The sequence below is a fragment of the Streptomyces sp. S186 genome (assembly GCF_051603415.1).
Classification (GTDB): Bacteria; Actinomycetota; Actinomycetes; order Streptomycetales; family Streptomycetaceae; genus Streptomyces.
In genome coordinates this window covers 7475869-7498148 of sequence record NZ_CP193932.1, presented here as the reverse complement: position 1 = coordinate 7498148, position 22280 = coordinate 7475869, and the positions used below count along the sequence as shown (strand labels likewise).

The window sequence follows — 22280 nt, the reverse complement described above, 5'->3', positions numbered from 1 at the left end:
GCGGCGTGCCGGCTGAGTGGCCAGCCTGGGCGAGAAGCTGGATCCGCGCCCACGTCCCGCTCTCCCAGCAGCTGCCTCTCCAGGTGTCAGTCCCCTGGGCTAGCGTGACCGACAGCCCAAGATGATCCAGGAGGACGAGATGAGCAGCGGCGACGAGTCTGAGGGCGCCTTCTGGACGATCAGGGTGACCCAGCCGATTCTGGTCCAAATCCAGGGGATCGATCCGACCGCCGTAGCGATCAACGATGCTGTGATGGAGGACGCGACCATCCCTGTCAGCTCGTATGCTCCCGTTCGGCGAGTCGAGGCCCTGCGGTGCCCGCAGTGTGGCGCGGATCGGGACTGGACGGCATTCGGCGCGTGGACGGACCCGGTGCGGCTGGTCTGCCCTTCGGGGCACAGCTGGACGCCATGGGAGGCCGAGCCGGCGAGGGGGCGCGCCCTCATGCAGGAACTCATACTCGCCTGCGGCATCGAGGAATCCCGCGACTGACGGCGCATCGTTCTAGGCCCTGCCCGGTGGGTCGTGTGCCTACAATCCGCCCGATGGGGCGCCTGACGCCTGGCTGGCCCGGGAGGATACGGCAAGGCGCCCCAAACCCAAACGGTTCGGGGCGCCGAGGCATTCTCGGTCAGGCCGGGGTGACGTTCTCCGCCTGCGGGCCCTTCGGGCCCTGGGTGACATCGAAGGTCACCGCCTGCAGGGACCGGTATCCTCCGGCGTTGAGGACGAAGACGTCGGGACCGCCGCCGTCCTGGCTGCGGCAAGCGTGGCAGCGGCGAGGGCGCTACGGATTCGGTGGGCCGGGCGCGTGATGGTGCTGGTCAAAGATCCCCCCACTTCGGTTCGGTTGGTGCGCTGAGTGTGGCAGCGTCGGCACCCAGCGAGCCGGGGCAATCTGGACGCTGTGACGAAGGCGTGATGAGCTGTTCGAGGCCGATCGACTCGCGCGCCTGTTGCCCTGCGTGCCTGACCACAGGCCGCAGGCCGCATGAGTCCGGAGCTGGCAGGCGCCTGCACTTGGGGCGCGGAAGGGCGACCGGCCGAGCTGCTTTCCGTCGAAAACGTCGTCTGCCAGTGCCCGTTCTCACGGCAAACGGCACCCGACTCCGCGCACTACGAGGAACCGACGGGCTGACAGTGCAGAGAATGGGGCACGTCTGGCAGCAGTGTCAGACCCAGCTCATACCCTCCAACCGTGACGGACATCCAGCTCACCCCTCAACCGCCCACTCTCATCGCGGGCGCCAACACCTGCGCGGCGTTCCCACCGGGCATCTCACCGTACCCGCCGTGTGAACGTCCGGTGCGGTCCAACAGGCTGTGCGACGCCCACAACCAGCAGCGCTCGCGCGGCACAGAGCTGCGCCCGATTCGACAACGGCGACGGACCACACCGGAGTTCTGCACCGGGCCCGGAGCCGAGGAGTCCAACATGCCGTGCGGCTTGCCCGCCATCGCCAAGGGGTTGTGCAATGGCCACTATCAGCAGGACACGCGGCGCGGCGAGCTGACTCCCTTATACACGCAGCGGATCAGACAGGATGAGGTGTATTCGCTGCTAGACAGTGGCTTGAAGCGGTGTCCCGCCTGCAGGAACGTCAAGCCCCTTACTGAGTACAGCCGTTCATCCGCGCAACACAGCGGACGGTCGACCTACTGCGTCGTCTGTCAGCCGGACTACGTGCTCATGAAGCGGTTCAGATTCCCGTCGATGGAGGCAGTCCGGGAGTTCCGAGAGTCTCGCGACCACCGATGCGACATCTGCAAGCGGCGGTGGCAGGAGGGGGACATTGCCTTCCACATCGACCATGACAGCGCCTGCTGCCCATCCGGCGGCTCCTCATGTGGGGAGTGTGTCCGCGGTTACCTGTGCCACCTGTGCAACGTACAAGGGCTGTCCTGGTACGAGCTTGTCGGCCGCAGTGTCACGATCGTGCCGGTATTCGAAGACTACCTCCGGCGATACGAGCGCCGCCGCAGGGAAACCCTTCTGCCGGAGGCATAGCTGCCGGGGCGGATGGAGGTTCTGGAAGGCGAGGAACGGGTAGCCGATCGGTCATCGGGCGGCCTCCGCGGGGAGTCGTCTGCCGGGGCCGAATGCGGCACCCAGTTTGATCGGGTCGGTGAGTGTGCCGGTGCCGTCGGGTTTCTCCAGCCAGCCGCGGCCGTTGAAGTACAGGTGCGCGGGCGGGCAGCGCAGCGCCCAGCCTCGCGGGTGGACGGTCAGCAGCGGCAGGTCGGCGAGGTGGTGCTCGGCGCCGTCGGCGACGAGCCACCAGGCGATGTCGGCTGCTGGGTCGACGAGGACCGGCCCGAGGTGTCCGCACCGTGCCAGCGGGCGCATCGCGTCCAGGGAGCGCAGGCAAGACGCCTCGACGACGGTCCAGCCGGTCGATGGGATCGGGGCGAACTCCTCGTCGTTCCAGGCGCATTGCACGTCGGTGGGGTTCCGGGCGAAGGACAGCAGCCAAGCGGTTCCGGGGTGAGTCACGAGGTTGCTCGTGCTTCCGTGAGGGCGGTGCGCAGCATCCGCGGCTGTACGAGAGGTTCGGGCGGCTGGCATCGGGGTGGGCTGAGCCAGTGGATGCCGAGGGCATCGGCGCCTGTGTCGCCGTTGAGGACGACGTAGCAGCATTGGCCGAGGCCGAAGCTGTCTTCTTCGTGCCACCGGTCGGCGGTGCCGAGGGGGACGAGGAAGTACACGCGCGGGGCAGGACCTTGGGGGTCGCAGATGATCGGGCCTGTACGTCCGGTTGCCCGGTAGTGCGCGACGGTCCGTATTCCGAGTTCCCCGTCGATGGCGACGGCGTCCCACCACCGGCCGGCGGCGACGGCATCGACGACGTTCTCCAGCGGCAGCCACGGCGGCCTCACCCGGCGGGCTCTGGTTGCGCTCCCAGCGGTCATGAGCAGGAAGTTAGGGCCCGCCGTTGCAGGGGCGCGCGCCGATTGCGCGAGATTGCGCGGGCCGGTGCTGATGTTGCTGCCGATTGCCTACGGGAGAGCCAGCCCGGCCCGAGCACGCGCGATATGCCGGTGAGCCTGGTGCCCATACACCGCGGATTCGTTGAGCCAGTCCCACGCCCGCGAGTACAGGTCGATGTTCTCCCGATCGTCGAGCCACAGCTCCGCGTTGATCGTCTCGACTGTCACAAGCCGATCGTCGTAGATCCAGAACCCGTGAGCCGGCGTGCGCTGCAGTGAGGCAGTGAACGGGATGATGCCGAGTTCGACCGTGCCAACGCCGATGAGGCCACAGAGCCGATCCAGTTGTGCGGCCATCACTTCCCGAGGGCACACCTGGGCGTACAGCGCGGCTTCCCACAGCAGGAAGCGGAAGGACCGCCCTGCCACGTAGAGAGCTTCCTGCCGCTGTATGCGCGCCCGGACAGCCTCATCGGTATCACGCGGCGTCCGACGGAACTCAGCGTTCGCGATGAACAGGCACCGTGCGTAGTCCGCCGTCTGGAACAGACCCGGAATACGGGCCACCTCCACCCCGCGGATCAGCCGCGTCCGCGCCGTCTCCACCACGGCCAGCTCCTGGCGGGACCGGTGTCCATTGGCCAACTGCCGGCGCCACGTCCGGTACTGCGTCTCCAGCCCCTGCAGCCGTCCCTGCAGCTCCTCCGCCGCGTTGGGCTCGCCTACGGCCTTGGACCAGGCCGCCAAGTCCTCACGGGACGGCGTCTGCTTGCCGTTCTCCAGCCGGGAGACCTTCGACCGCTGCCAGCCGAGACGCTCGGCCAGGTCCTTGCCGTTGAGCCCTGCCTCGGCGCGCAACTCGCGCAGCCGCGCACCAAGGGCTACCCGGGCAGTCTGAAAGTCGGTACTCATACGTCGGAAAGTACCCGGGCCTGAAAGTCCCTGGTAGGTACCGCGTGGTGCCAGGCGGCGTCGCGTACCTGGCAGGCGCGCACTACGGTCTCGGCGTCCTCGTGCACCCGCACCCCCAGCGTCACGTCGTGGTCGTCGAACTCGAACTCGGCCACCACGCGCGAGTCGAACAGCCAGAAGTCGCTGTCGACGATGCCGAGACACTGGGCCTCTGACCGGTACAAGTTCCGGATATCTTCGCCAGCTGCCACATTGCCAAGACCGCTGGCCAGGAGGAACCGTTGCCCCTCGGTAGGCGGCTGGTCGACCAGCCGCACCCGCTCGAAGCGCTTGCCGGCCGCGGTCTGGGCGCGCACGTTCGCCCGCCATTCGTTGTCGGGCTCGTTGGCGATGTCGTCGCCGCGCAGGAACCGCTGCCACTTGGGCCCATTGCGGTCCGAGGCATAGCCACGGCGGGTCTCAAGCCGCCAAGCCGTGTGCTCGAAGTCCTGGAAAAGGTGGGCCACTTCCGAGAACGGGATCAGGTCTGGCACGTCACTCCTTCGGGGCGAAACGGATGAGGAGTTCGCGAGGGATCACGACGAACGTTTCGGAGTCCTTGACGTCACGGAGTTGGGCGAGGTGCTCGGGATCGGTGAGGCGGTCGCCCTGGACGACGATGTCGCCGGTCTCCTCGACCTCGTAAAGGGTGGGGCAGTCCCCGTCGTCGGAGGTGGTACCGAGAAACCTCAGTGTCATGACAGTGGCCTTTCGCGAGATCAGCTTGAGATTCAGCATGGTGGCCTGCTCGGGTGGGCGCACGAGGATTGCGACGGATTGCCAGCGTCAACCCTGCCCCGTCGGATTGCGCGCAATCGTAGGCCGGGCGCACCGCTGACAGCCAAGCGTCTCCATCAGCGGCGGGCGGTGAGCATCAGCCCTACCTGGACGCCAAAGAGCGCCCCGCCTCCGAAGAGGCGGGGCGCTCCGTTGCAGTGGGGAGGGTCAGCGCTGAGGTTCCCGGCCTGTGAGCCCCTCAGGTCCTGGCCCTTGAAGGGCGTCGACGTGGGCCGCGACCTCGTCGAGGCGGTTGGCGATGTAGGTAAGGGCCTGATGATCTGCGTCCGCCTTGAGGGTGCGTTTCGCATCGGCGCGGTTCTGTGTGTTGCCGAGAACGGGCAGCGCCCACAACTGGATCAGGTTGGAGAGGAAGAGCAGGAAGGCGAACGGGTAGCGGTCGCTGCCGAACCACCACACGCCGGCCTCGGCGAGGATCATCCAGCCGAGCTGCCAGCCCACCAGCACCCAGAACGTCGTCATGCTGCCGAACACGCTGCTGATGCGGTCGCCGAGTCGGTCGTTCACGGACTCCAGCGGATGCGGAACCTGTGGGTGGGGGTGGCTCACGACTTCTCCTTTCATCTGATGATGAGTGGCTTACTGGGTGTCGGTGTCGGCGAGGACGCCTTGCTGACGGTGCAGGTGTAGTGCGTCGACCCGGAGCTGTCCGGCGTGCACGTGTACGTGGTGCCGCTGCTGTCCGTCCAGGTCCAGCCCGCCGGAGGCGGGCCGGCAGGTCCGGTGTCGCCCTTGCCGCCCTGAGGGCCGGCAGGTCCAGCGGGACCAGTAGGCCCGACCGGTCCAGGTGAGCCCGGCGAACCCGCGCCGCCCTTGGCTCCTACGGCTCCCGACGGGCCGACAGGACCGGGCGAACCCGCCGAGCCCGCTGGACCGTCCTTGCCGTCCCTGCCCGGAGCCCCCGACGGCCCCGGACTACCTGCTGGTCCCGGCGGACCCTGCGGGCCTCGCGGGCCGACGATGCTTTGCCCCGGCTGACCGCGGCTGCCAGGCGGACCCGCCACGGGCCTATGTCCAAGGCCCTGCACCTGCCGCGCGAGGGCGTCGCGGGCCGAGTTTGCCGTCTCCAGCTCGCCGTGCAGGGCGACGACTCGTACAGCGAGCCAGCTGAGAAAAGTCAGGACGAGCACGATGGTCACGGCGCCGAGCAGCTCGGCTCGGGGGAACACCCGTTGTCGAGCTCTGCGTGGCGTGCTCATTTCGCCACCACCGCCCATATCGCAATCGCTGCCGCCAGGAGACCCATCAGCACGGGGACGATCATTTGGTAGAGGCGATGCTGCCGCTCCCGTTCACGCCGATCCCGCTCGTCCATCTGATACTGCTCAAACTGCCGCTCCAACGCCTCGCGGGCATCGATCGCCTTCTGAAGATCGTTACTAAGGCCCGTCAAACGCTGATCGGTGTACGCCTGCTGGAGGGTATACACCTCTGTCGAGACGACCTTGTCGAGGCGGGAGTTGATGCCCTGCCCCATCGCCTGGATCTCCTGGCGCAGCGCCGAGACCGCGCGCCCGAGTTCGCCCACGGACAGCTCATCGGGCACGGGGGCCTCCTGTCGTGCAGGTGCTATTCGGCGGCAGGCGGCGCCGCCGGGGGCTCGCCGGCCCGAGCGGTGTGCGGGGCCTGCCACCCCGCTGCGAACGTCAGAGCGGTGGGGGCCAGGGCAATGACGATGTCCTGGAGCCAGGACGGCAGCGGAGCCAACAGCCTGTTGTCCGCGGCGACCGTGTTGAGGACGGCGATCAGCAGGGAGGCAACGAACGAGGCGGCGGTAGCCGACCGAACCTTCGCCTCGATCGGGGCGCGCCCGGTCACGGCTTCGTCCCGTCCAGAGCGTGGCCCATCGCCGTCAGAAGCTGCGGCACGACCGCCTTCACGATCGCGGCGACCTGCGCGTCCGTCATGCCGCCGGCCTGCTGGAGCTTGGTCACGGCCGCGGACAGCGCCGTCACCTTGTCGCTCAGTGACTTCACGCCGGCTGCTGCGGCAGCGGACTGGGCTGCGGCGTCCGCGAGGGTCTGGTGCACATCCGGTGTGTCGCCGTGGGTGTAACCCCAAATGGTCGCGGCGTCCGCGGGAGTGAGGGGCATATCAGCCTCCTGGATTAGCGCCCACGCCTTGAGGTCCGCGAGCGAAGAGAAATGGCAGTAGTCCTTGTCGACCGGGCTGTCCGAGTACTGGTGAAACAGCCACTTGGCTTGGATGCCGGGATCCCCGGCGGCGCGCCCGGCGGTGGCGATCCACAGGAAGTCGCCGTAGAAGGAGGTCGTGTCGACGTTCCGCCAGTAGTCGGTGTTGCAGTACATGCCGACCCGGTTGTTCGGCAGCTTGCTCTTCACGTACTTCAGCCACGCGTCCTTGTACGCGGCCTGCGTGCCTCGGGACACACCGGCGTTGGCCGCGTCGTATCCCTCCCAGTCGAGAACCACGAGGTCGCCGGGCGCCCAGTTGACCCGGCTGAGAAAGAAATCGGCCTCGGCTTTCACTGAGTTGCCCATGTGGGGGTACGCGTATCCGCCCCAGACAAGCCCTGCCGCCTTGGCGTGGTCGCGCTGCGCCACCCACTTCGGGTTCACGTAGCTGAGCCCCTCGGTCACCTTGACGAAGACGAAGGAGAGCCCGCTCGTGTCGGGGGTCGAGGGCTGGTAGCTGGACCAGTCCTGGCCGTAGATGCCCATGAGATCCCCTTCCTAGGAAATCAGGCCCGGGACATACAGCTGCGCCGTCCAATCCGCATGCGATGCTGTATGGGCTCCGCCGTGACCTCGATGGTGGAAGGAGCACAGCCACCGGAACTCCCCGGGGCTGGACTCCAGCCAGGTGGCTACCTCCTCGACCGTCGCCGTTTCGGAGATCTCCGGGAAGTCGCGATGGAGCGCCCGGGGATCCGCCGCATTGGCCGTGGCGAACTCAAGCACCGCGTGGTGTAGTTCGAGGCTTCCAGCGCAGTGCCTGGTGCCGACACGCTCGCCAACGAAGCAGACAGCGCCCTCGCGGTGATGCCGGCGGTACGCCTCGAAAGCCGCGTAGTGCGGGTCGTGGGCGCGTGGAGCATGGTCGGGGAAATGCATCGTGTACCGGTGCGATTCGGTCTGTGCGTGGGCAGCAACGACCGGCGACTCAGGGTCCGCCATCGTCTGGGCTCCGTTCGGGTCATGAAGAAGCCCCGGCCGTTGACCGAGGGCGATCGTGTCTGTAACCCCAGCGAGTGAGGTAAGGATGAATCCGCCGTCACTCTCGCCTTGCGGGCCGTTGACGGAAAAATTGAATTGGTACTCGGTGACGGTATTAAGGCTGGACATGAACCCTCCGGATTGGGTTAGCGGCTGATCCAAATGACGCGCATGCTGGGGCTGAACGCGCCGCCTGTGCTGGTGGACAGGGATGTACCGCTGGCCTGTGCGACCATGACCTCGACGTAGTCCGTCGTACCGTTCATGGTCACCAGCGCCTGCGTCTGGTGTGCGCAAATCACCGGGTTCATGGGGTCGAATGATGCGGCGGATCCGATGACACCGGATCCGTTGAGGGCGATCTGGATGCGGCGGTCGCCGGTCGTATTGCTGACCCAGGCCACGGCGCCGATGACGAGGTATGTGCCGGGCACGGTGGCCGTGTATCGGCTCGGGTTGGTTACGTTGGAGTGGCCGCCATCGCTGTCGAGGACCGTGGTGTCGAAATTTAGGGGCGTCATAGCATTGCTCCCGGGCATCGACTGCACTGACGTCGCATAGACGCTGCACACGGGTGGGCCGGTCAGGTAGTCAGTGGTGCCCTTGACTTGGGCATTCCACAAGGCGCCGGTGATGAATTGACCAGGGACGACGGTTGCCGAGGTCGGCACAGTGCGTGCCACGGCTCACCTCCGCTCAGTATGCGAATGCACAGTTGTCGAATTTGGTCACGGCGTCCCACGTCGTGGGGTCGGTGATCCCCGTGGGGAGCGGTTCGTTGATGCCGTCGCCTGCCGCATGGGATTTGGTGGTTGCCGCGGTGAGGTTGATAACGGCGCTTGTCCAGCCCGGGGAGGTGGCGCCAACGGAGGCCACGGTGACCGATTCCTGATTCGCGGTGTTCTGGCCGAGAACGATTTGCTGGCCCGCAGCGAGTTGCGTGGCAAGCGGATTGGTGGTGTCCGCTGACGCGTTGACGGTGATCGCGGTGACACCGGACGCGACCGTGGACGCCAGCGTGGTGTGCCAACTGGCGAACCCTGCATATGGCGTCAAGTCCACGGGGCTGCATTGCAAGTTCCACACGGCTTCCCCGTGGTCGTCCATCTCCACCTGGATCTGCTCGATGAAGCAGTCGACCTGGATAGGCGCAGCCGGGGCGGGCGGCCGGCGCATCACCCGTACCCGCATGCCAAGTTCCAGGGACAAACACACAGGCCAGAGAGCCGGGTTTGCGCTTGGGTGGAGCTTAAGAGACGAGACGCGTACTGCCGGATTCTTGTACCTGCTCAGCAGGTAGTTCGCGGCATCCTGGCATTCGAGCGCGGAGGATGCGTTGATCGAGCGCGACAAGGTCCGCGGGAAGTAGTTGGTGATGCTGGTCTGGTCTTGGGCGCGGAAGAGCTGGTTTGGCCCCGACTGCGTGACCGTCACCTGGTTGGACAGGTGCGTCGAGTCATAGTCCAGTTGGCAGTCCTCATACGGCCACTCGCCGGCCGCGGTGTTCTCCCCGAAGGTATACACCGGAGTCAGAGAGTTGTATCGGGCGCTGCGGGAGCGAAAGGTCACCGTTCCCATACGGTCGATGAAGTGCTCGCCGTTCTCGGTGTCCACGACCGCCTGCAACGCGCTCAGAGCATCCTGACCACCGGTAGCCATCGGCCCCATGCTCGTGGTGAGCCCGGCCTGTATCGAATAGACGCCGAGGTATCCGGCGTAGCGGAGGATGCGGCTGTATCGGGCGTCACTGGACTCGCCGGAGCAGGCGGACTTCCACGCGTTGTACAGGTTGGTGCAGTCGGTCGTCGACAGCGCGGAGGGGAACTCGGCGACGAAGCTCAGGTCGCCCTTGTACTGGAAGGCGGATCCATTGCCCGTGGTGGGGTCGATCCACCCGCCGACGGAGTCGGAGACCAGGCCCGAGGCTTCGATGGCTGGGTTGACGGAAGTGTAGGTGACGTTCACGCCGTCCACGGACAGGGTCAGGCGGGCTGTGCTGTGGCTGTAGCTGAGGATCGCGAGATGCCAGTTCCCGTCGACGTAGTTGGTGTTCGTCGGCTGGAAATTCGTGAGGGATCCCGCGGTGGGACCGCTCAACAGGACCTGAAAGAAGCCGCTGGAGTTGATCTGCCAGTAGATACTCGACCCGTTTCCCGCGTTCTTGTCGAATGAGCTCCAGAACACCGTCTTTGAGCTGGGGGTGGGCCCGGTGTATCGGAAGGCGATCATGCGCGTCCACTCGCCCGATGGGTTCGCCGGGCCCCTGATTCCTGCGGCGGTGAGAGCGATGAACGACGCTGGGTCGATGAACAGGGTTCCCGGATCGGGATTGTTGACGGTAACGACCGTGCCGGTGCTTCCCGTATAGGTGCCACCGCTGGTTGCGGATGTGATCTGGTTGCCGGACGTCAGGGAGCCCGGCCCTGCCTTCGAGACACCGATCGGCGCAGCCGGGAAGTTCCCCGAAGCGTCCGCGAACGAGTTGCTGCCCTGCGGGTCGTCGAGCTTGTACAGGAACCGCGGATTGTGGGAGTTGATCTCCTGGGTGAGCGGGTCGGACAGCTGCACCTGCGAGAGCAGAGATATCGCGTCGACAGCGACAGGTTCGACAGTGCCGTAGGTGCCGTTGAAGTTCCAGCGGGAGGGCCAGCGCTCCACGAAGCCGGCGTACAGCGGGTACCAGACCCCGGGCGCCGTCCATGCAGTGGCAGTGGAACCCTTCTCCACCTGCCACCCGTCCGCCTGCGCATTGCACGTGGCAGCTGCCGTCGCTGCGAGGGAGAAACCGACGTTCATGCCGGCTGCGGTGGTGGGCGCGGTCGCGGTGACGGTGAGCTGCGTCCACGCTGCTGTCGGCGAACCGGTAAGGGTGACGGTCGTGCCGTAGGCGAAGGAGGTCGGGCTGCCGCCGGATGCCGAGTACCAGCCGACGTGCGGCTTCACCTGCAGCGAGGTGGACGATGTGACGTTGCGGACGCGGATCTGCATCGTGTACGTCTGGCCCGGCAGCGCCCCGTACTGCGGCGTGTGGCAGATGCGGGTGGGCGCAGTGGATCCGGAGGGGACGGCGAACTGCATGACTCGCGCACCCTGCCACGCGGTGCTGTCAGCGGCGATCTGGCCGCCGCTGGCGTCGGTGCTGCTGAAGATGTCCGGCCCGGCGCCGGATTGGTCCAGCGTGCCGGTGCCGTATCCGCCGAGGTCTCCCCCGGTCGCTTGCACCTGGGTCAGCAGGTTCTGCGTGGGCGGCCACTGGGCGCGTTTGCGGTACGGCTGGTAGGCCATGATGTGCCCGTACCAGGGCCCGGAGGTGTTGAGCGGGTCGAGGGCGCCATCGGTGTCCGCGAGCGTCGCCTGATACTCGCCCGAACGGACCTGGTCGAGTTCGTACTGCCGACCGCGCTGGATGCTCGTGCGGCCCCGGGTACGGGGGGTGACCTCTACATACCGGTCGAGCGGGCTGTCGCCGCCGGCGCAGTTCCAGTACGGGGCCCAATCTTCTGAGATCAGAGGCCAGTTCGGGTTAAACGCCACCGGGCTACCTCCTCACCTCTTGTACGGGGTGTAGCTGGTGGAGGAGCGCATACCGAGGCGCAGCATCTGGGTCTGGACGACGTCCCGGAGGTCCCGCTCCGAGAGCACGGAGCCTTGGATGGTGATGTTGACGGTGACCGTCTGGCCGCCGGGCGCTGCGCCGCCGCCGGCAACCAGTGCGCCGCTGGCCGTCGATGGCGCCAGGGCTGTCTTCGCGGTACCGAGGGTGCGCTGAGCCAGTGCGTCGGCGGCGTCGGTCGCGACGTGAGCATGCCGAGTGATGCCGACCGCGATGCCGTGTGGAATCCACTGGCCTATCTGGTCGGCGAATTCCTTCGAGGGGCTGGAGATCCCGAGGAAGTTCTTCGCGGCGTTCAGGGCGTTGCTGGCAAGGTTTTTGAGCGAGTTGTAGAGATACCCGGCGGCGTTTTCGACGCCGTTGATGATTCCGTTGACGATGTCGGAGCCGATGCCGAGGAACCACGAGCCGACGTGCTTGACGGAGTTCCAGGCCGAGACTAGGCCGTTCCAGATCGAGCTGGCGATGTTGCCGATGAGGCTGGTCACCGAGTGCCAAGCCGACCTGATCGGGTTGATGATGGACATCTGGATGCCGAGCCAGATGAGCGCCGCGGTGCGCTTGATCGAGAGCCATTGGCTGTACAGCCAGTCGGACACCATGTTCCAGATGTTGACGAGAGTCGTCCACACCTGCTTGATCGGATTGATGATCGTGATCCGAATGCCCAGCCACAGGAACGCCGCGGCGTCCTTGATGCCGTTCCAGATGGACGACAGGAAAGACGTGATGGCGTTCCAGACGGTCTTGGCGACGTTGATGATGGTGTTGTGGCAGTGGTTCCAGATGGAGATGACCAGAGCGATCGGCGGCGCGAAGATCGCCAGCAGCAGCGGCCACCACTTCTTGAAAAACCCGACGATGGCATTCCACACCGTGGAGGTCACCGACGAGATCGCATCCCAAGCACCCTTGATCGCATTCCACAGCCACTTCACCCCGGCCACCAGGCCGTTCCACGCGGCCTGCAGAGCGTGCCAAACGGCGACCGCGGCGACCTTCACGCCCTCGAAGGCGGCCTGCACGATCGCGCGGAACCGCGCGGAGTGGTTGTAGGCGTAGATGAGCCCGGCAACCAAAGCCGCTATCGCGACGATGATCAGTCCGATCGGATTGGCGTCCATTGCGGCATTCAGCAGCCACTGAGCAGCGGCCATGACCTTGGACGCTGCGGCAGCCACCCTCTCTGACGTGGCGAAGGCTCGGATCGCCGTGCCCGCAGCGCGCATCCCGCTCGCGATGTCGCTCACGCCCTTCACGGCGCCGGTCACAGCCGACGTCGCGAACCGGATGACGGCCGCGGTCAGGACCCCGCCGATCACCACGGCCAGGGCCATGGTGACGCCCTGGTATTTAGTGAAGAAGCCGATCACCGCGCTCACGACCGGGATGAGCTTCGTGCCGATCGTGATGGCCGCGACCTGCACGCGTTCCTTAAGCTGGCTGATCTGGAAGTTGAACGTGGCCTGGGTCTCCGCCCAGCCGTGGATGTCCTTGCCTGCGTGCTGGCCGGCGGCCCCGACTGCGGCGACGTTGCTCCGGAACTGCGACATACTTTCGCCGCCGAGCATGAGGGCGGTGTTCAGGCCGGTGGCGCCACCCATCATGCGCTTCATCGCGTCATTGAACGTCTGCGCTGCAGGTCCACCGGATTTGAGCTGAGAGTTGAAGCCCTTGGATCTATTCGTGAGCGTCGCGAATTGCGTCAACAGGTTGGCCTGGTCTACCGGCAACGCCTTGATCTTCTGCCTCCAGTCGGCAACGCTGATGCCGCCCTGGGCGTAGGACTGCGCCAACTTCTGAAGGGAAGCCGGCATCTTCGAGATCATGGTGTTGGCGTCCTGCGCAGCCTGTCGGCTCGTGTTGAAGGCGTTCAACAAAACCGTCCCGGCCGACCCCATGTGCTGGAGAACGGCCTGCTGCAGCAGGTCAATCGTGCCGGTGAGTCCGCGCTGCCCCAGGTGCGTGGACACGTCGACGCTGGACAGGCCGAGGCGCTGCATCTCCTGGACAGCGACGTTGTTCGGAGCCTGCAACGCGCGGATCGAGAAGGCCAGTTCTTGGGTGGCTTCCCGAGCCGAGGTGCCGTGGTTCGTAAGGGTCGCGATGGCGCCGCCGACTTGAGCGAAAGATAGGTGCGCGGATGAGGCGATCGGCAGCACGGTAGACAGTGAGCCCGCGAACTCGCCGAACGTCATCTTTCCGTGTCCGACGGCCGCCACCATCTGGTTGGTGATCTGCACGGCAGCCGAGGCCGGCAGGTGGTAGCTGTTAAGCGCCGAGGTGACGGCGTTGGTGACCTCGGGCAGGGGCGCCTGCTCGGCCCGAGCACCCTCCGCCGCCGCCTTCAGGACCGTCAGGCCCTGGGCGCCGTGGAATCCAGCGCTCTCCACCATGTACATGCCGTCGGCAAGGGATTTCGTGCTCGTGCCGGTCTGTACAGCAATGTCCAGGATCCCGTTCGAGACCCGCTTGAGGTTCGATTGCGATTCGCCCGCCGTCGTGACGAGCTTCTGCATACTCGCTTGGAAGTCCCCGGCCATCCGCACGCTGACGGCGGCGATGCCGATCCCGGCGACCGTAGTCGCGGCGCCGAGCTTCGTCATTGCCCCGCCGACACCGCCCATCTTGGCCGTGAACGACTCGCCCTCCGCCGCAGCTGTCCGCATGCCGGCAGTGAACGGCGCCGTCTCCGCCCGCAAGATCACGAAAAGATCGGCGACATCCGGCACCAGGTCACCACCTCTCGGTCAGCACTCGGGTAGGCGTCAGACGCGGGGCCAGCCAGGGCGGAACACGGCCTGGTACAGCTGCGGCGCCACCACAGTGACCCCGAATCGAAACGCTGGCAGCAGGAACGGGTAGGCCGCTCCGTTGCGGAGCATCCCGCGCTCCAGGTACATGCCGTACTTGTTGGCCGGCGTGCGCGACTTGCCGTAAGGCGGGGCGAGGCCCGGCGCGGTGCCGACCTTGGACTCCCAGCCACCACCGGTGTACGCCACGGCGGTATGCGTGAGCGCTCGGCGTAGCGTCCCGGAGATGACGGCCGGCCCCGTGCCAGGGCGTGCCGGGGTTCGCGTGCCGTAGGCGTGAGCCCCGTTGCTGGCGTTGATCTTCGCCTGCCGCTCCACCGCATCAGCAAGACGGGACACCACAGTGCGCGCCTTCACCTGCGCGTCGCGGTCGATCTCCGTGAGGAGGCGGGCGAACATGCCCGGCCGAAGCTCCGTCATCCAGCATCACCCCATCCGCTGGGCACGGTTGGCCTCACGCTGAGCCCTGTCGTTCTGCTCCTGCTCCTGCTCGGCAATCAGCCCAAGGAAGTCCAGCACGTACCGCCGCACGTAGACGGGGGTTGCCTGCAGCTCGTCCCAGGTCCAGCGCATTCGGTGCATCAGGATGAAGTCGGCCCACTCGGCGGGCGGGTTCCCGCTCCCCCATGTGCCGTCGAGGATGCTCTCCACCGGCAGCAGGACGTCCTCGTAATACTCGCTGCCGGGGCCTAGGTAGGGTCCGCGACGCGGCCGATCTCCTCGCCGATTCGGTTGATGATCGCCATGGGCAGCCGAGCGACGTTCTCTGCGGTGATGTCGACCAGTCGGACCTGGTCGGCGCCTTCCAGGGCCTGGAGTTGGGCGTCGAGGTCGTCGGCGTCGAGGTCGATGTGTACGGTGTCTGCGGTTGCGGTGGCGTCGTACACGTGCCATGCCGCGATGAGGTTCGCCATCACCTTGTACATGGCGACGTTGGCAGCCTGCGGATCGAGCGGCTGGCCATTGGCGTCGACCGGGACGTCCTCCGGCGTGAGCTCGGCCGGGGGAAGCAGCCGGGGATTGCGCAACAGGACACTGACCTTGTCGCCGAGTTCGGGGAACTGGAGCAAGATGACGCGGTTGGTGTAGCCCGACACGGTGGATCTCCTTGCATTGAGGGCGTTGGAGGGTGTGGACCCCGGTCGTGCCGCACGCCCTCCAAGGCGGACACGACCGGGGAGTTTGTCAGTACGCGGCCGAAGTGAAGTTCTTCAGGACCGCGCTGACGGCGCCGCCGTCGGAGGTGTTGTAGATGCCGCTGATCGAGAAGTCGGCCTGTACGTAGGCCGATCCGAGGTCGCGCTTGCCCTTGTAGTAGCCGCTCTTGGACATGGTCAGAGCAAGAGACTGGCCGCCGCGGGGAACCGGCTGCGCGAGCGTCGCCGTCGTGGCGGTCTGCGTGTAGTTCAGGTACAGGTTCATGTCGAGCTGGTTCTCGAAAATGCACTTGTACGTGCCGTCGACCTCGATGGGGCCGGCGAATACCTCGCGGGGCGACTGGGTGCCGTCGCTGCTCGCGATGGCTTCGGTGGCTCGCTTGACCGTCATGTCGTAGGTGAGACCGCGCGTGCTCGACCCACCGGCGTTGTTCATCGTCCATGACCAGCCGAGCAGTGGGTCGTAGGTCGAGAACGTCTCCGTCTGCAAGGTCTGCACCGCCGACGGGAATGACACGTACTTGAGCGTCAGGGACACCGCGCCCTTGGGGTCGATCTTGACGCCGAGGTCCGACAGGCGGCAGTACGAGCACGACACGGTCTGTGTCGTGTCGTACAGCGTGAGCGAGTACGTCGGCAGCGGGCTGGCGGACTGCTTGAACGTGTGCGTCGTCTGGCTGACGACGGTCACAGCCGAGTTGTGCGCCTGGGTCAAGCCCGTCGCCGGCACCGTGATCGGTATCGTGTACGGGCCCGAGCCGGTCGGCGCACCCGTCGTCGCGTACTCCAGCTTGGTGCCAGTGTCGATCGCGATGATCGACCCGACGGGGATCGTGGCTGCCGTCGAGATGGACGTGGCACCGATGACCGTGGATGAGGACAGAGTCGTGGACACGCCCGCCGTCACCACGTCCGGGCCGATCACACCAGCCAGGAAATGCCCGGCCAAGTCCGGGTACGCCATGACGTCGAGGTTCCACTCGGCGTGCACCACGCCCTGGTACATGCCCTGCAGAACGGTGTCGTTGCCCCGGATCGACTCGTCCTTGAGTTCGGTGAACATGTCCTCAAAATCCCCTTTGAGGAAAGGGATACCGACCGTCGGTGCCAGCCAGGTGCCCGGCGTGACCTCCTTGGAGAGGCCGAGCGTCGCAAGCCTTGAAATCGCAGTCACAGCTTCGGCTCCTCACCGGTGGGCGCCTCAGCCGGCGCGGACTTCTTGCTGCGGGTGGTCTTGGCGGGGGCTTCCGTCTTGGTGTCCGGAGGCTCGTCGGTGACGGGCTCGAAGCCGCTGATGGGGTCGGGCCAGTCGACGACCCCGCCAGGCTCGACAGTCGCAGGGATCGCCGGTACGTCGACGGGTGCTTCGTGCAGGCTGCGCTGTCGCACAGGGGCCTCCGGGGCATACGGAAGGCCCCCGCGGAGGCAGGGGCCAGAAGGTGGGTTGGTCAGCCGGTGATTTCGGCGTCGTCCGCGAAGTAAGTGATCTCGGCGTGGAACTCCGCCTCCGGCGGCATCGTCTGCTCGGGATCGGTGAACCGCACAGTGACGTAGGCAGGGTCCTCGGCGACCGACAAGAACCTGCCTCCGTGGCTCTTGTCGCCAGGGAAGCCGCCGATCCGGGTCAGCAGCTTGTCTACGGCCGAGTCGAATGCCCGCTGATCGTCCTCTGCGCGTCCTTGGCCACTGGTCAACGGCCAGATCAGTTTGAGGACGAACTCGTAGGTCGGCATCCTGCGGACGTTCGCGAACCGCTTCTCGTGGATCTGTCGGCGCAGCACGATCACGTATGTGTTGCGGCGCCCCGGGGTGCGCGGCTGGTACGCCTGGATACTGCCCCACGGACCGCCGGCGCCGGTCAGCAGCGACGGAAGGCCATCACCGGCAGTCGTCAGCCAGGCGACCTCCCGGTCGACTGCATCAGCGGTGCTCACCGTCGCCTCCTCCTGCTCCCCGGGTTCCAGCGCGCTCGCGGGTGGCGCATGCGGGAATGCCGGACCCGGCCGGTCCTAGGACGGTGCCGCACGTAGTGCACTGCACGCAGCCGGCGCTTATGGTGGCGCAGTCCGATGCGAGTGCCCGTGCGCCCACGAGCCCTGGCGCCGTGCCGGGGATGGCGGAGCCGAACCTTGCTTGCCGCAATCCGAGCCATGGCTCACCGCCTCGTGTACGGGGCGAGCATCTCCAGCGCATCCGCCCGCAGCGCATCCGGGTCATGCCCTGATCTGCCGTCGACCGGGTCCAGCTGCTTCACCGCCATGCTCGCGGCCATGTACTGGCACGCCTGCACGAGGTCGGCAGGCACCGTGGCGTAGCCGCCCGAGTACGTCACCTGGATCGTGGTGCCGGGCGGCACGAAAGTCCCCAGCTGGAACCTGACATGCCCGGTGTCGGTCTCGTACTGGACCGTGTTCACCGCGACCGTCTGCTGGCCGGAGTACGACCGGTACAGGCTGATCGAGGCGATGTTCCCAGTCCACAGTTCTGGGTAGCGGGGCGGATGCTCCCGCACCCAAAAATGCCGGGTGAGCAGCGTCGAGCCGAGGGACTGCGCCCGGGAGAACCCCAGCTGGCTGGTGGGGTCGAGGGGCACGTAGGCGTCCATGGCGTCCTCGATGTCCATCGCGTCGGCACGCTGCGTCTCGACGACACCAGCAAACGGGGCCAACCGGCGATCACACGCAGACTCGCACGCCCGCGTTGCCTGCAACATCAAGTTGGTCTGCGCCTGCGCCGAGTAGCCCGAGGTGAGGTTCGCGAACGGCCCCTCAACGAAATTCGAGACCGACGCCAACGGGGTTGGGGAATCGGAAGGCACCACCGCTCACCCCTTCTCGCACAGCCGGACGGGCGAAACGGGGCGCTACTCGGATACCTCGGTAGAAGCCGGCTTCCGGGCCGCGCGCTTCTTCGGCGCCGCCGTGGGGGCCTCCACCACCTCAGACGACGAATCTGCCGGATCCCCGGCAGCAGGCTTGTCCCGCTTGGCGCTGCCGGCCGCCGGCCGAGCGACCTCCACGAACCCGGCGTCGGGAACCGCCACCAGCTCGGCTCCGAGATCGTCGGGGACCTCGACCACGTCCTGGTCCGAGTTCCACTCGTAGCCGCCGGGTGCTCCACCCGGCAGGAGCTTCGTCTTACGGAGCCACATCGGATTTCCCTCCGGTCTTCTGCACGGACTTCAGCAGCTTCCGCTCCTGCTTCTTCAACTGCTTGGGGTCCTGGATGGCCTCCCAGCGGCGGAAGAACTCCTCCTGGAAGGAAAGGTGCTTTGCGCACACCATGTAGCCCTTGACGATCGTCTCGGCCGGGACCCGGTCGCCGTGGAAGAGGTCCACGACGCACAGGCCGGGCGGGGGCGGCATGTCCGCCATGGGATGCCTCCAGGGTGGTGAAGGGCCCGAGCACGCGGGCACGGGCCCCTCGAATCATTCAGGCGAGGAGGGACTACAGGGTCGCCGAGAGCCGGGAGAGCCTGCCCACATAACGGCTGCCGCGGCAGGCAAGCGTCGTGTCACACAAGACGGCAAAGGGGAGGGAATCAGGCGCGGTGACCGTCGGTGCGAGCGGCAGGATCTGCATGTCGCGCGTGTACGGGCGGACGAGGAAGTTCTCGTCGCGTGGGATGAGGTACACGTCCTCCTGGGCGGTGGCTCCGCCGCGGGGCAGGGCACCGGAGTTGGTGCCCTGGTATGCGGCCGGGCCGGTGTTGCCGGAGGAGTTGGTGAGGAGGTTCACGCCGGTGTCGGTGATCGAGGTGGTTGCGGCGCCGGTGGTGTCGAAGGCGTCCACGGTGCCGATCAGGGACTCGGTACCGGTGGCCGTGCTGCGGTAGACCTTGTACAGGACGGGGGTGGCGCTGTCCGGCAGGTTGGTCGGCGTGCTGAAGCTCAGCGTGACCGTAGAGGTCGAGCCGGTGGTGGTCTGCGAGACCTCGGTCGAAGCGGAGATCTCACCGAAGCGGGCGACCACCGCGGACACCCGGTAGTAGTAGGTGGCCGCGGCCAGCGATCCACCGGAGGTGGACGTCGCCGTGGTCACGGTGCCCATGGTGTTCGACCGGGGGCTGAGGAACGACGACTTGATGATCGGGATGTCGCGGTACGTCGGCACGTTGAGGCCGGCGCCGATCTGGGTGGTGGGAGCGGCGAAACGCTGCTGTGCGACCAGGGACTGGCTGACCGCCGAGGCCATGCGCGGGCTCATGACGAACATCCAGTTGCTGCCGACCGGCATGGCGGCGTTGGTCTCGACGAGGTCGATGAGCTGGTCGAGGTAGTGCAGCCCGAAGGTGTTGTTGATGTCGAGGGCGTTGACGTAGTTGTTGCTGCCGGTGCCGGCGGTCCAGTTGGACACGAGGTAGTCGAGGCCGGAGCAGATCGGGTACTGGCCGTTGGCGGTGGCGCCGTCGTGCCCCCAGACGAAGCTGTTTTCCAGTGTCCACAGCATGGAGGTGACGGTGCCGTCGAGTTCCAGCTGGCGGAGGTCGCCGACGATGTCGCGGGTGACGGTCTGCGCGAACCCGGTGACGCTGCCGACGGCCTGGAACAGGCGGATGTTGAACACGGCCTGCTCGTAGGTGCTGTTGCCGATCGGGCGGGCGCCACCGTCGACGACACCGCCGGAGTCAGGGCGGGCGACGCGCCGGTTGAAGAAGTACTGCGTGCTGTTCCACTGCCGGCTCGGGATCGCGGCGAGCAGTGGAGCGTACCGGCGCTGGTACTCCAGCAGAAGCGGCGAAATCGCCTTCGGGATCAATCCTGAGACTGCACCTGCGGTGGTGATGGCTTCTTCCAGCTCGCTGGCCATGGAAGCGCCTCCGTTTCATGCGAAAGCCCTACGCGGTCGGTGCCGGGCAGGGCTGGGGTGGTGGGTGGAGATGCGAAGGTCCCGATCGGCGGGTCCTTCAGGAGGTGCTGCCTGCCTACTGGGCGGGCTGGGGTGTGCGGCCGAAGTCTCCGAGGAGGAGCTCGGCACGCTGTGCGTACAGGTCTTCGGGGCTGGTCTCGTCCGGACCGGACTGGTCGTTCTCGTGGACTCGGTAGCCCTTACGAGCCGGCAGGCCGTTCTCACGGAGGAGTTCCTCACGGAGTTCGTCGCGAACCTTGGGCAGGAGCTCTTCGCGGAGGGACTCCTTGAGCTCGGCCATCTCGGCGCGGACGGTTTCCTGGAGCTTGGCGACCTTGAGCTTCTTGGACTCCTTCGCCTCCTTGCCGGGCTTGGCGTCGGTGGTCTCAGTGGCTTCGCTCTCGCTCTTGCTGGCCTTGGGGGCGTTCTCGGCGAGGGCGGCGGTGACCGGTGCGAGGTTCTCCTTGAGAGCGGCACCGAACAGTGCGCCGAGGGCGCTGATGTCGGCGTCGGTGAGGGACCGGGCTGCCGGGGCCGCCGTGGTCTGGTCAGTTTCGGTGGGCTCGCCCATGGCGGCCTCCTCCTCTGTCGTGGTGGTGGCCGCGCCCTGGTCGGGCGGGGCGGTGAGGGCTTCGGTAGTCGGCTCCGTGGAGGCAGTCTCGTCGGTCGGCGCCTGCGCGGGAGCAGATTCTCCGCTGGCGCCTTCCGCATCGCTGCCGGTGTCCGTGGCCGGGGCGCCATCGACATCCACATCCGCGTCCATATCCGGGTCGATCTGCTGGAGCGCGTTGGCGACGGCGTCCATCGCGGCAGCGGCAATGACTCGAAGCTCCGCCGGGTCGACCTGGCAGTTCCGGATGGTGATCGACGTCGGTCCGTTGAACGCGTCGATCGCGAAGCCGGCTGCGCCACCCGGGCCGTCGTAGTACTCGCGGACATCCGAGTAGCGGGTGTCGGATTCCTTCATGGAGCCGTCCTTGTTCCAGTTGTCGGGGATCATCGAGGACAGGCCGAGGTCTGTGGCGCGCTTGGTGATGTGGGCACGGATCTTGTCGTGGTCGGCGCCACCGCGGCCGACCGCCCGGATCGCTCTCCGTAGGTCTGCCTTGGACTTGATGGGGTACGACGGGTCTCCCGAGGCGTTCTTCATCGCCTGGCCCGACTTGACCATCGCCCGCTTCTGCTTCGCCGAGTACTCGTCGACCGGGGCTTCCTCGGTGAACACTTCGACGGTGGCATCCACGGACTCACGGATCGGGGTCCGGCCAGCCGTCGACTCGGCGGGCTCGCCTTCGGGCAGATACGACGCTGTGGCGACCGACGCACCCAACACTCCCGGGGTGGCGGTGAAGTCCAGCGAGTCGATCTCCAAGTCCGTCCCGCTGCTGACGGACTCACCTTCATGCTGGATCCGCTTGACCGGGCCGAGCCAGTAGCCGTGGATCGATACGGAGCGGAGAGCGGGCTGCTTGCCGGTGATCAGGGCGGCGATGTCCCGGCCGTGGGTGGTGTCGTACAGGTCTGCGGTGTAGTGGGCGGCGCCGTCCTCACCGACCTTCACGTCGCGGAGGGCACCGACGATCCGGGTACTGTCGTCGCCGGCTTCATGGTGCGAGCGCATCGTGATCGGCAGCCCATTAGGGTCGGCCAGACGCTCCTGCATCCGTCCGACAGCCTTTGCGATCAGTTCCTTGGTGTAGAGGCGCCGGTTGCGGGAGACACCAGGCGTGAGCATCGTCCCCGAGATCGTGGCGATCCGCTTGTCCATCAACGACCTCCCCTCCCCCGTCGCACCGGCTGGGTAGTCGTCGGACGCTTCTGCCGTGGCTTCGGCGTGCTAGCCACGGCGCGGAGGATCGCGGCGCGTACCTCGGGGTTGTTGTCGATGGCGTCGATCAGCCAGTCCGTCATCCGCTCGGCCTCGACGTCCTCGCGGGTGACTGCCCGGCGCCCGGCCCGCTTCTTGGGGATCTCGTACATCAGCCCACCACCATC

Annotated in this window: 27 protein-coding genes and 1 pseudogene; 2 read left to right on the top strand and 26 right to left on the bottom strand. The window is 66.7% G+C overall.

Annotated features, from left to right (window positions below):
• Positions 1-139: 139 nt before the first annotated feature.
• Positions 140-493: a hypothetical protein gene (locus ACRAS8_RS32680; RefSeq protein ID WP_438489599.1), complete on the top strand. Its 354-nt coding sequence runs from the start codon at positions 140-142 to the stop codon at positions 491-493.
• A 139-nt stretch (positions 494-632) separates the two neighbouring features.
• Here ACRAS8_RS32680 and ACRAS8_RS32675 read toward each other — a convergent pair.
• Positions 633-761, bottom strand: a pseudogene (locus ACRAS8_RS32675) (cold-shock protein); the annotation flags it as partial.
• A gap of 438 nt (positions 762-1199) precedes the next feature.
• Here ACRAS8_RS32675 and ACRAS8_RS32670 point away from each other — a divergent pair.
• Positions 1200-2009, top strand: a complete 810-nt coding sequence (locus ACRAS8_RS32670; RefSeq protein WP_438489598.1) for an endonuclease domain-containing protein — start codon at positions 1200-1202, stop codon at positions 2007-2009.
• A 51-nt stretch (positions 2010-2060) separates the two neighbouring features.
• Here ACRAS8_RS32670 and ACRAS8_RS32665 read toward each other — a convergent pair whose 3' ends face one another.
• The 25 genes from ACRAS8_RS32665 to ACRAS8_RS32545 all read right to left on the bottom strand — a co-directional run bounded on the left by ACRAS8_RS32665 (position 2061) and on the right by ACRAS8_RS32545 (position 22265).
• Positions 2061-2495, bottom strand: coding sequence for a hypothetical protein (locus tag ACRAS8_RS32665; protein ID WP_438489597.1), 435 nt, complete (start codon positions 2493-2495; stop codon positions 2061-2063).
• Positions 2492-2911, bottom strand: a complete 420-nt coding sequence (locus tag ACRAS8_RS32660) for a hypothetical protein (protein WP_438489596.1) — start codon at positions 2909-2911, stop codon at positions 2492-2494. The genes ACRAS8_RS32665 and ACRAS8_RS32660 overlap by 4 nt, the downstream gene beginning before the upstream one ends.
• An 87-nt stretch (positions 2912-2998) precedes the next feature.
• Entirely contained in the window at positions 2999-3841 is an 843-nt protein-coding gene (locus ACRAS8_RS32655) for a helix-turn-helix domain-containing protein (protein ID WP_438489595.1), read from the bottom strand.
• A complete protein-coding gene (locus ACRAS8_RS32650; protein WP_438489594.1) occupies positions 3838-4374 on the bottom strand; it encodes a DUF6879 family protein in 537 nt (178 codons plus the stop codon). Before ACRAS8_RS32650 ends, ACRAS8_RS32655 begins: the two co-directional genes overlap by 4 nt.
• Before the next feature lies 1 nt (position 4375).
• On the bottom strand, positions 4376-4579 hold the full coding sequence (locus tag ACRAS8_RS32645) for a hypothetical protein (RefSeq protein WP_438489593.1): 204 nt from the start codon (positions 4577-4579) through the stop codon (positions 4376-4378).
• Between the two features lie 246 nt (positions 4580-4825).
• Entirely contained in the window at positions 4826-5227 is a 402-nt protein-coding gene (locus ACRAS8_RS32640; RefSeq protein ID WP_438489592.1) for a DUF1003 domain-containing protein, read from the bottom strand.
• 646 nt (positions 5228-5873) lie between these two features.
• Positions 5874-6224, bottom strand: a complete 351-nt coding sequence (locus ACRAS8_RS32635; RefSeq protein WP_438489591.1) for a hypothetical protein — start codon at positions 6222-6224, stop codon at positions 5874-5876.
• Between the two features lie 23 nt (positions 6225-6247).
• Positions 6248-6496: a holin gene (locus ACRAS8_RS32630; RefSeq protein WP_438489590.1), complete on the bottom strand. Its 249-nt coding sequence runs from the start codon at positions 6494-6496 to the stop codon at positions 6248-6250.
• Complete coding sequence (locus tag ACRAS8_RS32625) at positions 6493-7359, bottom strand: glycoside hydrolase family 25 protein (protein ID WP_438489589.1); 867 nt, start codon at positions 7357-7359, stop codon at positions 6493-6495. Before ACRAS8_RS32625 ends, ACRAS8_RS32630 begins: the two co-directional genes overlap by 4 nt.
• A gap of 12 nt (positions 7360-7371) precedes the next feature.
• Positions 7372-7983 carry a hypothetical protein gene (locus ACRAS8_RS32620; protein ID WP_438489588.1) on the bottom strand — a complete coding sequence of 204 codons (612 nt, stop codon included), beginning with the start codon at positions 7981-7983 and terminating at the stop codon, positions 7372-7374.
• Positions 7984-8000: 17 nt separating this feature from the next.
• A complete protein-coding gene (locus ACRAS8_RS32615) occupies positions 8001-8537 on the bottom strand; it encodes a hypothetical protein (protein WP_438489587.1) in 537 nt (178 codons plus the stop codon).
• Between the two features lie 13 nt (positions 8538-8550).
• On the bottom strand, positions 8551-11388 hold the full coding sequence (locus tag ACRAS8_RS32610; protein WP_438489586.1) for a hypothetical protein: 2838 nt from the start codon (positions 11386-11388) through the stop codon (positions 8551-8553).
• Between the two features lie 12 nt (positions 11389-11400).
• The gene (locus tag ACRAS8_RS32605) at positions 11401-14199 is read right to left on the bottom strand and encodes a phage tail tape measure protein (RefSeq protein WP_438489585.1); all 2799 of its coding nucleotides are present in this window, start codon (positions 14197-14199) and stop codon (positions 11401-11403) included.
• A gap of 36 nt (positions 14200-14235) precedes the next feature.
• Positions 14236-14700, bottom strand: coding sequence for a hypothetical protein (locus ACRAS8_RS32600; protein WP_438489584.1), 465 nt, complete (start codon positions 14698-14700; stop codon positions 14236-14238).
• Between the two features lie 6 nt (positions 14701-14706).
• A complete protein-coding gene (locus tag ACRAS8_RS32595) occupies positions 14707-14931 on the bottom strand; it encodes a hypothetical protein (RefSeq protein WP_438489583.1) in 225 nt (74 codons plus the stop codon).
• A 38-nt stretch (positions 14932-14969) separates the two neighbouring features.
• Positions 14970-15377 (bottom strand): hypothetical protein, encoded by a 408-nt coding sequence (locus ACRAS8_RS32590; protein WP_438489582.1) that lies wholly within the window; start codon positions 15375-15377, stop codon positions 14970-14972.
• A gap of 88 nt (positions 15378-15465) precedes the next feature.
• Positions 15466-16611 carry a phage tail tube protein gene (locus tag ACRAS8_RS32585; protein ID WP_438489581.1) on the bottom strand — a complete coding sequence of 382 codons (1146 nt, stop codon included), beginning with the start codon at positions 16609-16611 and terminating at the stop codon, positions 15466-15468.
• A complete protein-coding gene (locus ACRAS8_RS32580; protein WP_438489580.1) occupies positions 16608-16826 on the bottom strand; it encodes a hypothetical protein in 219 nt (72 codons plus the stop codon). Before ACRAS8_RS32580 ends, ACRAS8_RS32585 begins: the two co-directional genes overlap by 4 nt.
• A gap of 59 nt (positions 16827-16885) precedes the next feature.
• On the bottom strand, positions 16886-17371 hold the full coding sequence (locus tag ACRAS8_RS32575; RefSeq protein ID WP_438489579.1) for a hypothetical protein: 486 nt from the start codon (positions 17369-17371) through the stop codon (positions 16886-16888).
• Between the two features lie 221 nt (positions 17372-17592).
• Positions 17593-18105 (bottom strand): hypothetical protein, encoded by a 513-nt coding sequence (locus tag ACRAS8_RS32570; protein WP_438489578.1) that lies wholly within the window; start codon positions 18103-18105, stop codon positions 17593-17595.
• 195 nt (positions 18106-18300) lie between these two features.
• Entirely contained in the window at positions 18301-18588 is a 288-nt protein-coding gene (locus tag ACRAS8_RS32565; protein ID WP_438489577.1) for a hypothetical protein, read from the bottom strand.
• Positions 18575-18811 carry a hypothetical protein gene (locus tag ACRAS8_RS32560; protein ID WP_438489576.1) on the bottom strand — a complete coding sequence of 79 codons (237 nt, stop codon included), beginning with the start codon at positions 18809-18811 and terminating at the stop codon, positions 18575-18577. Before ACRAS8_RS32560 ends, ACRAS8_RS32565 begins: the two co-directional genes overlap by 14 nt.
• Positions 18812-18884: 73 nt before the next feature.
• Positions 18885-20246, bottom strand: coding sequence for a hypothetical protein (locus ACRAS8_RS32555; RefSeq protein WP_438489575.1), 1362 nt, complete (start codon positions 20244-20246; stop codon positions 18885-18887).
• 115 nt (positions 20247-20361) lie between these two features.
• Complete coding sequence (locus ACRAS8_RS32550; RefSeq protein WP_438489574.1) at positions 20362-22053, bottom strand: hypothetical protein; 1692 nt, start codon at positions 22051-22053, stop codon at positions 20362-20364.
• Positions 22053-22265: a hypothetical protein gene (locus tag ACRAS8_RS32545; protein ID WP_438489573.1), complete on the bottom strand. Its 213-nt coding sequence runs from the start codon at positions 22263-22265 to the stop codon at positions 22053-22055. Before ACRAS8_RS32545 ends, ACRAS8_RS32550 begins: the two co-directional genes overlap by 1 nt.
• Positions 22266-22280: the final 15 nt, after the last annotated feature.